Below are 13,363 nucleotides of genomic sequence, written 5' to 3' on the forward strand. Positions count from 1 at the left end.
AGCCGGTGCTCGTCGCGGCCGCGCCGCCCGCGCCCCGCGAGCCGCGCCACCGGGGCCGGGCGGCGGCCGCCGTCGTCCTCGTCGTCCTCGGGGCGCTGCTCGCGCCGGTCGCCGTGGTCGCTGCCTGGGCCGAGCGCACCCTCACCGACACGGACCGGTACGTCGCGACGGTCGGGCCGATCGCCGCGGACCCCGCGATCCAGGGCGCCGTCGCCGGCCGGCTCACCGACGTCGTGATGGAGCAGATCGACGTCCAGGCGATCCTCGGGACGGTCGTCGACGGGCTGGAGCAGCGGGGCGTCGGGCCTCGCGCGACGGACGCGCTGACGCAGCTCGAGGGCCCGCTGACCAGCGGTGTCGAGTCCTTCGTGCGCCGCGCGGCCGACGGCGTCGTGACCAGCGACGCGTTCGAGGATGCCTGGGTGCAGGCCAACCGGGTGGCGCACCAGCAGCTCGTCGCGACGATGCGCGGCGAGGGCGGGGAGCTGCTGCAGATCGGGCAGGACGGCCAGCTCACCATCCAGCTCTCCGGGATGATCGACCTGCTCAAGCAGCGGCTCGTCGACCGGGGCCTGGGCGTCGCGGCGCGGATCCCGGAGGTGAACGCGACGTTCACGCTCCTGCAGACGTCGCAGCTGGTGCAGGTGCAGAACCGGTACGCGCAGGTGGTGGCGCTGGGGACGTGGCTGCCGTGGATCTCGCTCGGTCTGCTGGCTGCGGGCGTGCTCGTCGCGCGGCACAAGTCGCGCACCCTGGTCGTGGCGGGTCTGGCGCTCGCGGCCTCGATGGTGGTCCTGGCGATCGGCCTCGCGATCGGCCGGGGGATCTACCTCGACGCGCTCAAGGACGTGGTGCTGCGGCTCGACGCGGCCGAGGTGCTGTTCGACCAGGTCGTGTCGTTCCTGAGGGTCACGCTGCGGACGATCGGCGTGCTCGGACTCGTGGTCGCGATCGTCGCCTACCTGGGCGGGAGCAGCGCGTCGGCGCGGTCGCTGCGCGCGGGTGCGGGCCGCGGGTTCGCGCGGCTGCGCGACTACGGCGAGGGGCGCGGGGTGTCGACCGGGCCGGTGGGCGACTGGCTGGGCCGGTACCGCACCCTGGTCCGCGTGACGATCATCGTGATCGCGGCCCTGGTGCTCCTGCTCGCGGGCAGCCCCACGCCGGGGCTCATCATCGGCACGGCGCTGGTGGCGGGCGTCCTCATCGCGCTGCTGGAGCTCGTGGCACGTCCGCCTCGGCCCGGTGACGCCGCTGACGACGGCACCCCGGACGACACCACCACGCCGCCCGACGTCCCCGCCGCGGCGCAGCCCAGCCACTGACGGGGCGGCGGTCGGTGCGTGCCGACGTCGTGACGATCCGGTGCGGGGTCGTGGCGCCGCGCCGGTGCGGTCACCCGCGCCGCTAGCGTGACGCGGCGTGACCACCACCGACGTCGAGATCACCGCCGACCTGGTCCGGGACCTGCTGCGCGAGCAGCACCCGGACCTCGCCCACCTCCCCGTCCGCCTGGGCGCGCGCGGCTGGGACAACCAGCTCTGGCGGCTCGGCGACGACCTCGCCGTGCGGCTGCCGTGGGCCACGGGGTCGGCCGACGCGCTGCTGCGCAAGGAGCACGCGTGGCTGCCCCGGCTCGCCCCGGCCCTGCCGCTGCCGGTGCCCGTGCCGCAGCGGCTCGGCGAGCCGGGCGCGCTGTTCGGTCGACCCTGGATCGTCACGACGTGGGTGCCCGGCGAGCCCGCTGACCGTGCACCCGTCACGCGGCCGGAGTCGGCGGACGTCCTCGCGGCGTTCCTGTCCGCGCTGCACCGCCCGGCCCCGGACGGCGCGCCCACCGGCCGCGGCCGCGGCGGCCCGCTCGCGGACCACACCTCCGGGGTCGAGCACGGGCTCGGCGAGGTGGTCGAGCGCGGGCTCCTCGCGGACCCGGAGCCGGTGCGCGCCGTCTGGCAGGACGCCGTCGACGCCCCCGCGTGGGACGGGCCGGCGGTCTGGCTGCATTCCGACCTGCACCCGGCCAACGTCGTCACCGCCGACGGCGCGCTGAGCGGCGTGATCGACTTCGGCGACCTGTGCGCCGACGACCCCGCCTACGACCTGGCCGGCGCGTGGCGGCTGCTGCCCGACGGCGCCGTCGAGCGCTTCCTCGCGGCCTACCGGGGACCGGACGGCCGCCCCGCCGACGACGCGACCCGACGTCGCGCCCGCGGGTGGGCGGCGGCCACCGCGCTGGGCGGGCTGCTCGTCGGCGACGCCGGCGACCACGGCCGCCCGGGCGGCAAGCCCACCTGGGGGCCGCCCGCCCGGGCGACCCTCGAGCGGCTGGTGGCCACTGCCGCCTGAGGGAGCCGGGCGGGCGCCGCCCCGGGTCCTTACCGTGGTCCCGTGGACCTCACCGCCGACGCCCTTGTCGCCGACCTGCACGCCGTCGCGGACCCGGCGGCGCACCCGAACCGGCACTACGCGGGCTCGGGCGAGGTGCTCGGCGTCCGGATGGGCACGCTGTTCGACGTGGCGAAGCGGTACGCCGCGATGCCGCTGGACCAGGTGCACCGCCTGCTCGACGAACCCGCGTACGAGCCCCGGCTCGCCGCGTTCTGCGTCCTCGACTTCGCCGCCCGGCGACCGCGCGTCACCGACGCCGAGCGGGAGGCGCGGTACCGCACGTACCTCGACCGGCACGACCGCATCGACACGTGGGACATGGTGGACCGGGCGGCGCCGCGCGTCGTCGGGGTCCACCTGCGCGACCGATCCCGCGAGCCGCTGTTCGACCTCGCCCGCTCGGACGACCCGCTGCGGCGCCGCACGGCGCTCACCGCGCCGCTCGCGTACACGCGGCCGCCGCACGCCGCGGGGATCGCCGACCTGCTGCGCCTCGTGGAGCTGCTGCACGCCGACCCCGACCCCGTGGTGCGCAAGCCCGTCGGCATCGCGCTCAAGCACGCGGGCGGGGCCGATCCCGCGGCCGTGCGCGCCTTCCTGGACCGGATGGGCGACGCGCTCGCGGCGTCCCTGCGGCGCGAGGCCCGCCAGAAGCTGCCCGACGAACGCTGACCGGTCGGTCGGCCGCCTCGGCCGACCGCGTCAGTCGCCCGCGGCCCGCCCCAGCTCGCCGGCGATGCGCTGCTCGAGCGCGTCGGTGGCGGCGTCCGGCAGCACGACGATCCCCTCGAGCTCCTTCATGGCCCGCCGGTACGCGGACTGCCGCTCGGCCTGCGACGACCCCTCGTCGTCGGCCATCGCCAGCAGCTTCTTCGCCCGGTCGAGGGCCTGCCGCTCCGCGGGGGAGAAGTCGGACGCGCGGCGCCGCTTCGCCTCTCGCTCCGCGACGTCGAAGCGGACCTGCATCTCGCGGACGGCGTCGCGGTAGCGGTCGAGGCGGCGGCGGTCACGCAGCTCGTCCAGGTCGTCGGGGCGGAGGTCCTCCGCCGCCCGCCGGGCTCGGTGGAAGTCGACGGTCACCTGTTCGCGCATGTCCGACATCAGCGGGTACTCGAGGGACTTCACGGCGTCGAGCTCGTACGCCAGCCAGCGCTGCTGCGTCGCGTCGTGCGCGGCCACCGTGCGCTCGATCTCGCTGGTCAGGGCCTCCTCGTCGGCCTGCTCGGCCGGGGCGGCGGGCTGCGGGGCGCCGTGCTTGATGCGGTACATCTCGAGCTTGTCCTGGCGCCGCTGCCGGTCCCAGCTCGAGATGCTCCGGGCGGCGCCGCCCACGGCGGGCCCGACGAAGAAGATCAGCCACCAGTAGGAGCCGAGGAAGTCCCAGACGCTGTCCACGGGGTCCACGCTATCGGCGCGGCCGTGCCCGCAGGGTGGTCGAGGGAGCCGCCGGGTGGCCGCCGGTCTAGGCTGGGCGGGTCAACCCAGCACCGTCGCGGGCGTCAGCGGCCCCGGGCACTCGCCTGAGCGTGGTCGCGCGGTCGCCCGCGGACCCCCGTCTGAAGGAGCACCCGTGGCAAGCATCGAAGCCGTTGGAGCACGCGAGATCCTCGACTCGCGCGGCAACCCCACCGTCGAGGTGGAGATCGCGCTGGACGACGGCACCTTCGCCCGCGCGGCGGTCCCGTCGGGCGCCTCGACCGGCGCGTTCGAGGCCGTCGAGCGTCGTGACGGCGACAAGGGGCGCTACCTGGGCAAGGGCGTCGAGGGCGCGGTCAACGCCGTCATCGACGACATCGCCCCCGAGCTCATCGGCTACGACGCCGAGGAGCAGCGCATCATCGACCAGACCCTCATCGAGCTGGACGGCACCCCGAACAAGGGCAAGCTGGGCGCCAACGCGATCCTCGGCGTCTCGCTCGCCGTCGCGAAGGCCGCCGCGAAGTCGGCCGGCCTGGACCTGTTCCGCTACGTCGGCGGCCCGAACGCGCACGTGCTGCCCGTGCCGATGATGAACATCATCAACGGCGGGTCGCACGCCGACTCGACGGTGGACTTCCAGGAGTTCATGATCGCGCCGATCGGTGCGCCGACCTTCAAGGAGGCCCTGCGCACGGGCACCGAGGTCTACCACGCCCTCAAGAGCGTGCTGAAGGGCAAGGGCTTCTCCACGGGCCTCGGCGACGAGGGCGGGTTCGCCCCCGACCTGCCGTCGAACTCCGCCGCCCTGGACCTCATCGTCGAGGCGATCGAGAAGGCGGGCTTCACGCCGGGCTCCGACGTCGCCATCGCGATGGACGTCGCCGCGACCGAGTTCTTCAAGGACGGGGCGTACCACTTCAAGAACGGCGAGGTGCACTCGACCGAGGACATGATCAAGCTCTACGAGGGCCTGGTCGCGAACTACCCGATCGTCTCCATCGAGGACCCGCTGTCCGAGGACGAGTGGGCCGCCTGGACGCAGTTCGTCTCCGAGGTCGGCGACAAGGTGCAGGTCGTCGGCGACGACCTGTTCGTCACCAACCCCGAGCGCCTCGCCCGCGGCATCGAGGAGAAGGCCGCCAACTCGCTGCTGGTCAAGCTCAACCAGATCGGCACGCTCACCGAGACGCTCGACGCCGTCACGCTCGCGCAGCGCAACGGCTTCACGACGATGACCTCGCACCGCTCCGGCGAGACCGAGGACACCACCATCGCCGACCTGTCCGTCGCGACCAACGCCGGCCAGATCAAGACCGGCGCCACCGCCCGCGGCGAGCGCATCAACAAGTACAACCAGCTCCTGCGCATCGAGGAGGCGCTGGACGACGCCGGTCGTTACGCCGGCCGTTCGGCCTTCCCGCGCTTCCAGGGCTGACACCCCGGACGCTGCACGACGACGGCCGGTCGCTCCCTTCGGGGGCGGCCGGCCGTCGTCGTCCCACGAGGTGGTACGCACCGCGCCGAGGTAGTACGCATCTCCGCGAGGTAGCACGGATCGTGCCGAGGTTGCGAGCCAGGCCTCCTACCTCGGCACGAGGCGTACTACCTCGCGAGTGTCCGTACTACCTCGCGAGTGTCCGTACTACCTCGCGGAGTTTCGTGCTACCCCCCCCGGGGGGGGACTCGGTGCCGCCTCGGAGGGTCGTCCTCGCGGGCGCGCCGACGACGGTCCCGGGCGAGGGCGGTGCGGCTCGGCAGAATCGGGGCGTGCCTGCCCGTCGCCCGACCTCGCCCGCCGCCCGCCGTCCGGCGTCGCGGCCCTCGGGGGCGCGCGGCGGTTCCGCGCGGCCCACGACGACGTCGAACGCGTCGGTGGGCACCAAGCCCAAGGCCCCGGCGAAGGGCACGGGCAAGAGCGCCGGCGCGAAGGGCACGTCGAAGGGTGCGTCCCAGGGCTCCGGCAAGGGCTCCGGCACGGGCACGGCGAGCACACGGCGCGGGTCGCGTCGTCCGGCAGGGCCGGCGCGCGAGGACCGGCGGCGCAGCCGCTACGGGCTCGTGCTGCCGGAGGTGCTCACCGTCCGGCTCATCGTGCTGTCGGTGGTGGTGCTGCTCGCGGTGGTGCTCCTGCTGCCCACGGTGCGCGGCGCGGTGACGCAGGCGCACGAGCTGGACCGGCTGCGCACGGAGCTGGCCCAGAACCGGGCCGAGCGCGACCGGCTGGAGGTGGAGCTCGGCCGCTGGGAGGACCGGTCGTACGTCGAGGAGCAGGCGCGGTCGCGCCTCAGCTTCGTCATGCCGGCCGACAGGGTGTGGCGTGTCGTCGACCCCGACGCGGCGGGGGACGACGACGTCGACCCGGTGACGGGCGAGGCCGTGGGCTCCGGGCCGGTGGGGACGTCCACGGGGCCGAGCGTGCCCTGGTACCAGTCGGTCTGGGAGTCGGTGCGGGTGGCCGACGGACCGGCCACCACGGACCACGGCACGGGCGACGACGCCACGGGCGACGAGCCGGGGCCCGGCGGTTCCCCCAGCCCGTCGTCGGGAGGCTGACCCGCGCCGGCGGGCCGTGGGTCAGCGGCCGCCCGGCCGGTGGCCGAGCCCGGCCGCAACGGTGGCGGCGGTGTCGAGGACGACGGGCACGAGCGACTCCACCCGCGCGGGCGGCATGTACGGACGGGTGGCGGCGACGCTCACGGCGGCGACGATCGCGCCGGACGCGTCGCGCACGGGCGCGGCGACGCAGAGGATGCCGGGCTCGTTCTCCTCCAGGTCGAACGCGACCCCACGACGGGCGGACGCCTCCATGACGGCGACGAACTCGTCGGGCGTGAGCACGTCGGCCGCCGGCCCCTCCGGCGCGACCCCGCCGACGCGCCGCTCGGCGACGAACTGCTCGCGCCACCGGTCGGGGCGGTCGAGCAGCAGGGCCTTGCCCACCCCGGTGCGCGTGAGCGGCATCCGGTGCCCGACCCGGGAGCGCATCTCCGCGCCGCGGGTGCCCGGGATCTTGTCGAGGTAGAGCACCTGGCCGCGGTCCTCGACGGCGAGGTGCACGGTGTCGGAGACGCGGGCCGCGAGCGCCCGGAGCGGCCCGGCGGCGACGTCGGCGACGGGGTTCTCCTGCAGCGCCTGGTAGCCGAGCTCGATGAGCGCCGGGCCGAGCGCGTACCGGCCGTCCTCGAGCCGGCGCACGTACCCGGTGGCGAGCAAGAGCTGCAGCAGACGGTGGGCGGTGCTGCGGCCGATGCCGGTGTCGGCGGCGATGTCGCGCAGGCGGCCGTGCCCGCGTGCGACGGCGTCGACGACGGCGATGCCGCGGGCCAGCGTCTGCGTGCCCGAGGGCGCGGGGGACTCCGGGGGGAGGGGCAGGCTCACGACGACGAGGCTATCCCGATAATAGGGACGCAGTTCTCGTCATCGGGAACTGCTGCCTACCGTTCACGACCATGGCCGATGACGTACCCGAACGCGACGCCGCGCTCGTCGCCCTCGACTGGGGCACCTCCAGCTTCCGGGGCTGGCTCCTGGACGCCGCCGGCGGGGTCCTCGACGAGGTGCGCACGGACGACGGCACCCTCCTCTGCTCCGCGGGCGCCGGCTCCGCGCCGGACCGCGCCGCCGCCTTCGAGCGCACGTTCGTGCGCCTGTGCGGGTCCTGGCTCGACCGCCGCCCCGGCCTGCCCGTGCTGGCCGCGGGGATGGTGGGCTCCAACCACGGGTGGGCCGACGCGGGGTACCTCGACGTGCCGGCGGCGCTCCCGCGGCTCGCCGACCACCTCACGCCGGTGCCGGTGACCGGGACCGACGTCGGCACCGTCGTCCACCTGGTGCCGGGCCTTCGGGTCGTCGGGCCGGACCCCGACGTCCTGCGCGGGGAGGAGGTGCAGCTGCTCGGCGCGCTGGAGGAGGCCCGGGAGGAGGGCGGCGCGGCGCTCGCCACGGCGGTGCTGCCCGGCACCCACTCCAAGTGGGTGCACCTCGACGGCGACCTGGTCACGGGCTTCAGCACGGTCATGACCGGCGAGCTGTACGCCCTCCTGCTGCGCGACAGCATCCTGGCCCGCCTCGCCGACGGCGGCCCCGACGACGGTGCTGACGACGCCCCCGGGCCCACCTCGTGGGCGGCGTTCGACCGCGGGCTCGACGCCGAGGCGCGGCGCGGGGACGAGCGCGGGCTGGCGGCGCTGCTGTTCACGGCGCGCACCCTCGTCATGGCGGGCATGCTCCGGCCGGCCGAGGTGGCGGACTACGTCTCGGGCCTCCTCGTCGGGTCCGAGGTGCGGCACGCGCTGCGCGCCGACCCGGCCCCGCGCGTCACGGTGTGCGCCTCCCGCGCGACCGCGCGTCGCTACGACCGGGCGCTCGGGCGCCACGACGCCGCCGCGCGCGTCGCCGGCCAGGACGTGGCGGTGCGCGGCCTGTGGCGCGTCGCCCGCGACGCCGGGCTCGTGGCCGCACCCGGCCCCGGGGCCCGGGGCCGCCACCACGCCACCACCCCGTCCCGCACCGAGGAAGGACTCTCATGACGCACCGACCCGTCGGCCTCGTCGCCATCCTGCGCGGAGTGACGCCGCCCGAGGCCGTCGACGTCGCGGCCGCCGTCCTCGGGGCGGGGTTCGACGCCGTCGAGGTGCCGCTCAACTCTCCCGACCCGCTGGCGTCGGTCCGCCGCATCCGCGAGGCCGCCGGCCCGGGCGCGCGGGTCGGGGCGGGCACCGTGCTCACCCCCGACGACGTGCGCCGCGCTGCCGACGCCGGGGCGTCTCTCGTCGTGTCGCCGAACACGAGGCCCGACGTCGTCGCGGAGACGGTGCGGCTCGGGCTGGAGAGCTACCCGGGGGCGGCCACGCCCACCGAGGCGTTCGCCGCGCTCGACGCCGGGGCCACCGCCGTCAAGCTCTTCCCGGCCGCCGCGGTCGGCGTCGCGGGTCTGCGGGCCTGGGCGAGCGTGCTGCCCGCCGGCACGGCGCTCGTCCCCGTGGGCGGCGTCGACGCCACGACCCTCGGCGAGTGGGCCCGCGCGGGCGCGGCGGGCGCGGGCCTGGGCACCTCGCTGTACCGGCCGGGCGATACCCCGGAGGTGGTCGCCGCGCGCGCCGCCGAGCTCGTCCGCGTCTGGGCCGAGCACACGAACCACTGACCACGCGTCGCACGCTGAAAGGGAAGCCGTGAAGATCACGTCGCTGACGACGTTCGCCGTCCCGCCCCGCTGGCTGTTCCTCAAGATCGAGACGGACGAGGGGATCGTCGGCTGGGGAGAGCCCGTCCTGGAGGGGCGCGCCGCCACCGTCGCGGCCGCCGTCGAGGAGCTGTCCGACTACCTGGTGGGCAAGGACCCCCGGCAGATCGAGGACCACTGGACCGTGCTGTACCGCTCCGGCTTCTACCGGGGCGGCGGCGTCCACATGAGCGCGCTGGCCGGCATCGACCAGGCGCTGTGGGACATCAAGGGCAAGGCCCTCGGGGTGCCCGTGCACGAGCTGCTGGGCGGGCGCGTGCGCGACCGCATCAAGGTGTACTCGTGGATCGGCGGCGACCGGCCGGCCGAGACCGCGGCGGCCGCGGTCGAGGCCGTCGACCGCGGCTTCTCCGCCGTGAAGATGAACGGCCCCGAGGAGCTGCAGTACCTCGACACCCGGGACAAGGTGGAACGGGTCGTCGCCAACGTCGCCGCCGTCCGCGAGGCCGTCGGGCCCGACGTCGGCATCGGCGTCGACTTCCACGGACGCGTGCACCGCCCGATGGCGCGGGTCCTCCTCGAGGCGCTGGAGCCGTACCACCTGATGTTCGTCGAGGAGCCGGTGCTGTCCGAGCACGTCGACGGCATCGCGGACGTGCTGCGCGCCTCGAGCACGCCGATCGCGCTGGGGGAGCGCCTGTACTCGCGGTGGGACTTCAAGGACGTCATCACGTCCGGCGTCGTCGACGTCATCCAGCCCGACCTCTCGCACGCCGGTGGCATCACCGAGGTCCGCAAGATCGCGGCGATGGCCGAGGCGTACGACGTCGCCGTCGCCCCGCACTGCCCGCTCGGGCCGATCGCGCTCGCCGCCTGCCTGCAGCTCGACGCCGTCACCTACAACGCGGTGATCCAGGAGCAGAGCCTGGGCATCCACTACAACACCTCCAACGACCTGCTCGACTACGTCGTCGACCCGTCCGTCTTCGCCTACTCCGACGGGTCGGTCGAGATCCCGCGCGGCCCCGGCCTCGGCATCGAGGTGGACGAGGACTACGTGCGCGAGCGGGCCGCCGTCGGGCACCGGTGGCGCAACCCCGTGTGGCGGCACGCCGACGGCTCGTTCGCGGAATGGTGACGGGCGGCACCGCGACAGCGGTGCGGCAGGGCGAGGGTCCGGGGGAGAATGAGGGCTGCCCCGCCCGCGAGCACCCGAGGAACCCGTCGTGACCGACCAGACCCCCGCCAGCACGTCCGCCGACGGCGCCGACCCGACCGCGGTCACCGAGCGCGACCTTGAGGTGCTCGCCGAGCAGCTCGGCCGTGAGCCGCGCGGCGTCGTCGGCATCGCGGCCCGCTGCGTGTGCGGTCGTCCGCTCGTCGTGCGCACCGCGCCGCGGCTGCCCGACGGCACGCCGTTCCCGACCACGTACTACCTCACCCACCCGGGGGCGGTCGCCGCCGCGTCGCGGCTGGAGGCGGACGGCGTGATGAAGGAGATGACGGCGCGCCTCGCCGAGGACGAGGAGCTGGCGGCCGCGTACCGCCGGGCGCACGAGCACTACCTCGCCCGGCGCGCCGAGCTCGGGCGGGTCGACGAGATCGAGGGCATCTCCGCCGGCGGCATGCCCACGCGCGTCAAGTGCATCCACGTGCTCATGGGCCACGCGCTGGCCGGCGGCCCGGGAGTGAACCCGCTCGGCGACGATGCGCTCGCCCTCGTCCGCGACCAGTGGCGGCCCGACCGCTGCACCTGCTGACGGCCGGCAGGCGGGCCGTCGGTGTCTGATGAGACAGTGTGGCCCGTGACAGAGAGCTCCACACGCGCGACGCGGGTCGCCGCGATCGACTGCGGCACCAACTCCATCCGCCTCCTGGTGGCCGACGTCGGCCCCGGCGGCACGCTCACCGAGATCGACCGGCAGCTGCGCATCGTGCGGCTCGGGCAGGGCGTGGACCGCACGGGCGAGCTCGCCCCGGAGGCGCTCGCGCGCACGCTCGAGGCGTCGCGCGACTACGCGAGGGTCATCAGCGAGGCGGGCGCCACGCGCGTGCGCTTCGTCGCGACGTCGGCCACGCGCGACGCGCGCAACCGGCGGGAGTTCTTCGACGGCGTCAGCGCGGCGCTGGGCGTCGACGCCGAGGTGGCCTCGGGCCGCGAGGAGGCGGAGCTGTCGTTCCGCGGAGCGACCGCGGGCGTCGCCGCGCAGCACCCCGGGCCGTACCTGGTGGTGGACCTCGGCGGCGGCTCGACCGAGCTGGTGCTCGGCACGACGACGCCGGAGGCCGCCCTCTCGCTCGACGTCGGGTCGGTGCGGATGACGGAGCGCCACCTGCACTCCGACCCGCCCGCGCCGGCCGAGGTGGAGGCCGCGCGCGCCGACGTGCGCGCCGCGCTCGACGACGCCGCCCGCACCGTGCCGTTCGGCCGGACCACGACGCTCGTCGGGCTCGCCGGTTCGGTGACGTCGGTGACCGCGCACGTCCTGGGGCTCACGGAGTACCGGCGCGACGCCGTGCACGGCGCCGTCCTCGGCGTCGACCGGGTGCTCGCCGCGTGCGACGACCTGCTGCACCGCACTCGCGAGCAGCGCCTCGCCCTCGGGTTCATGCACCCCGGTCGCGCGGACGTCATCGGCGCGGGCGCGCTGGTCTGGTCCGAGGTCGTGCGGCGGGTGCGCGACGACGTCGCCGCCGCGGGCGGCACGCTGCCCGACGTCGTGACCAGCGAGAGCGACATCCTCGACGGCATCGCCCTCTCGCTCGTGTGACCCGTGCGGCCTGACCTGCGCGAAAGCTGCCGGGGGTCGCAGGGTGGACGGCCCGACTGCGTGCCCCCGGCGCGGTCGTAGAATGGTGTTCATGCCTCAGAACGTTCTGTCGTCGGACACCTCTGTCCAGGACGCGCCCGCCGCGGCCCCGCGGCCCCGCAAGGTGCCCCGCATCGTCGTCCTCGGCGGTGGTTCCGTCGGTCTCTACGCGGCGCGTCGTCTGCGCCGCAAGCTCGGCAAGCAGGACGCGGCGATCGTCGTCGTCGACCCGCGGCCGTACATGACCTACGCGCCGTTCCTGCCGGAGGCCGGCGCGGGCTCGATCGACGCCCGCGACGTCGTCGCCCCGCACCGCAAGGCCCTCAAGGGCATCGACGTGCTGCAGGGCCTGGTCAACCACATCGACCACGCCGGGCACAAGATCACGATCCACCCCGAGGAGGGGCCGGACTACGAGGTCTCGTACGACCAGCTCGTCGTCGGCCTCGGCTCCGTCTCCCGCACGCTGCCCATCCCGGGCCTCGCGGAGAACGCGATCGGCTTCAAGAACGTGGAGGAGGCCATCGCGGTCCGCAACCACGTGCTCAACCGCATGGACGTCGCCTCGTCCACGTGGGACGCGGACGCGCGCAAGCGCATGCTGACGTTCACGTTCGTCGGCGGCGGCTTCGCCGGCATCGAGGCGCTGGCCGAGATCGAGGACATGGCGCGGTACGCCACGCGCAACTACCCGACGATCGACGCCGAGGACCTGCGCTTCGTCATGATCGAGGGCTCGGGCCGCATCCTCCCCGAGGTCTCCGAGCCCATGGGCCTGTGGGCGCTCGACGAGATGAAGAAGCGCGGCATCGAGTTCCACCTCAACACGTTCCTGTCGTCCTGCGTGGACGGGCACGTCGTCACCTCGACGGGCGTCGAGTTCGACACCGAGACGATCGTGTGGACCGCCGGCGTCAAGGCGAACCCGGTCATCAAGGAGGAGTCGGACCTCCCGTTCGACCGGATGGGCCGCGTCATCGTCAAGCCCACCCTGCAGGTCGCGACGGAGGACGGCGAGATCGTCCCCGACGCCTGGGCCGCGGGCGACTGCGCCGCCGTGCCGGACGTGCTCAACCCCGGCCAGTTCTGCCCGCCGAACGCGCAGCACGCGATCCGCGAGGCGACGAAGCTCGCCGACAACCTGGTCGCCGTCCTCAAGGGCCAGCAGCCCGAGGACTACGCGCACAAGAGCGTCGGCGTCGTCGCGTCCCTCGGCCTGTACAAGGGCGTCGCGGAGCTGTTCGGCTTCCTCAAGCTGCGCGGCCCGCTCGCGTGGCTCGCGCACCGCGGCTACCACGTCATGGCGATGCCGACCGGCAACCGCAAGGTGCGCATCCTCATCGGCTGGGTCGGCCAGTTCCTCATGGGGCGCGAGATCGTGTCCCTCGGCTCCCTGCACGACCCGCGCGACGAGTTCCGCAAGGCGTCCGTGCCGCCGAAGCAGCCCGGCGAGAAGGTGGAGCAGAAGGCCGAGTCGTCGGCCGCGCGCGCCGAGAAGGGCTGAACTTCCCCCGCCGAGATAGAGAGGGCGACCTGACGAGATAGAGAGGCTACGCGCCGCGGCCGG

13 protein-coding genes are annotated in these 13,363 nt (G+C 74.9%); 11 read left to right on the forward strand and 2 right to left on the reverse strand.

All coding sequences use genetic code 11. The features are described from left to right. From ACFCZN_RS20545 to ACFCZN_RS20555, 3 genes are all read left to right on the forward strand, one after another. Positions 1-1,322, forward strand: a 1,322-nt coding sequence (locus ACFCZN_RS20545) for a hypothetical protein (protein ID WP_430557985.1), incomplete at its 5' end; no start/stop codon positions are given. Positions 1,323-1,419: 97 nt separating this feature from the next. Next, positions 1,420-2,343 carry a phosphotransferase gene (locus tag ACFCZN_RS20550; protein WP_430557986.1) on the forward strand — a complete coding sequence of 308 codons (924 nt, stop codon included), beginning with the start codon at positions 1,420-1,422 and terminating at the stop codon, positions 2,341-2,343. Positions 2,344-2,385: 42 nt separating this feature from the next. Continuing rightward, the gene (locus ACFCZN_RS20555) at positions 2,386-3,057 is read left to right on the forward strand and encodes a DNA alkylation repair protein (RefSeq protein ID WP_430557987.1); all 672 of its coding nucleotides are present in this window, start codon (positions 2,386-2,388) and stop codon (positions 3,055-3,057) included. Positions 3,058-3,087: 30 nt separating this feature from the next. Here the strand turns inward: ACFCZN_RS20555 and ACFCZN_RS20560 are convergent, their stop codons facing one another. Beyond that, positions 3,088-3,780, reverse strand: coding sequence for a hypothetical protein (locus ACFCZN_RS20560; protein ID WP_429764506.1), 693 nt, complete (start codon positions 3,778-3,780; stop codon positions 3,088-3,090). 175 nt (positions 3,781-3,955) lie between these two features. On the opposite strand from ACFCZN_RS20560, the gene eno reads away from it, so the two are divergent. Both eno and ACFCZN_RS20570 read left to right on the forward strand, forming a co-directional pair. Further along, complete coding sequence (gene eno / locus ACFCZN_RS20565) at positions 3,956-5,239, forward strand: phosphopyruvate hydratase (protein WP_430557988.1); 1,284 nt, start codon at positions 3,956-3,958, stop codon at positions 5,237-5,239. Between the two features lie 332 nt (positions 5,240-5,571). After that, a complete protein-coding gene (locus ACFCZN_RS20570; protein ID WP_430557989.1) occupies positions 5,572-6,357 on the forward strand; it encodes a septum formation initiator family protein in 786 nt (261 codons plus the stop codon). 21 nt (positions 6,358-6,378) lie between these two features. Here ACFCZN_RS20570 and ACFCZN_RS20575 read toward each other — a convergent pair whose 3' ends face one another. After that, a complete protein-coding gene (locus ACFCZN_RS20575) occupies positions 6,379-7,182 on the reverse strand; it encodes an IclR family transcriptional regulator (RefSeq protein ID WP_430557990.1) in 804 nt (267 codons plus the stop codon). A gap of 71 nt (positions 7,183-7,253) precedes the next feature. Between ACFCZN_RS20575 and ACFCZN_RS20580 the strand changes: the two genes are divergently transcribed. From ACFCZN_RS20580 to ACFCZN_RS20605, 6 genes are all read left to right on the forward strand, one after another. Continuing rightward, complete coding sequence (locus ACFCZN_RS20580) at positions 7,254-8,333, forward strand: 2-dehydro-3-deoxygalactonokinase (protein ID WP_430557991.1); 1,080 nt, start codon at positions 7,254-7,256, stop codon at positions 8,331-8,333. Further along, positions 8,330-8,947 carry a 2-dehydro-3-deoxy-6-phosphogalactonate aldolase gene (locus ACFCZN_RS20585; protein WP_430557992.1) on the forward strand — a complete coding sequence of 206 codons (618 nt, stop codon included), beginning with the start codon at positions 8,330-8,332 and terminating at the stop codon, positions 8,945-8,947. The genes ACFCZN_RS20580 and ACFCZN_RS20585 overlap by 4 nt, the downstream gene beginning before the upstream one ends. Positions 8,948-8,975: 28 nt before the next feature. Further along, on the forward strand, positions 8,976-10,124 hold the full coding sequence (gene dgoD, locus ACFCZN_RS20590; RefSeq protein ID WP_430557993.1) for a galactonate dehydratase: 1,149 nt from the start codon (positions 8,976-8,978) through the stop codon (positions 10,122-10,124). An 88-nt stretch (positions 10,125-10,212) separates the two neighbouring features. Next, on the forward strand, positions 10,213-10,746 hold the full coding sequence (locus tag ACFCZN_RS20595; RefSeq protein WP_430557994.1) for a DUF501 domain-containing protein: 534 nt from the start codon (positions 10,213-10,215) through the stop codon (positions 10,744-10,746). A 45-nt stretch (positions 10,747-10,791) separates the two neighbouring features. Then, entirely contained in the window at positions 10,792-11,757 is a 966-nt protein-coding gene (locus ACFCZN_RS20600) for an exopolyphosphatase (protein ID WP_430557995.1), read from the forward strand. A 91-nt stretch (positions 11,758-11,848) separates the two neighbouring features. After that, positions 11,849-13,300, forward strand: coding sequence for an NAD(P)/FAD-dependent oxidoreductase (locus tag ACFCZN_RS20605; protein ID WP_429764515.1), 1,452 nt, complete (start codon positions 11,849-11,851; stop codon positions 13,298-13,300). The last annotated feature ends 63 nt before the right edge of the window (positions 13,301-13,363 follow it).

Source organism: Isoptericola sp. NPDC056134 (assembly GCF_042264825.1).
Lineage (GTDB): Bacteria > Actinomycetota > Actinomycetes > Actinomycetales > Cellulomonadaceae > Isoptericola > Isoptericola nanjingensis.

Bases quoted from the DNA above. Each gene is read 5' to 3' on its own strand.
- ACFCZN_RS20585 (WP_430557992.1), top strand. From the start codon at position 8,330: ATGACGCACCGACCCGTCGGCCTCGTCGCCATCCTGCGCGGAGTGACG.
- ACFCZN_RS20580 (WP_430557991.1), top strand. From the start codon at position 7,254: ATGGCCGATGACGTACCCGAACGCGACGCCGCGCTCGTCGCCCTCGAC.
- ACFCZN_RS20605 (WP_429764515.1), top strand. From the start codon at position 11,849: ATGCCTCAGAACGTTCTGTCGTCGGACACCTCTGTCCAGGACGCGCCC.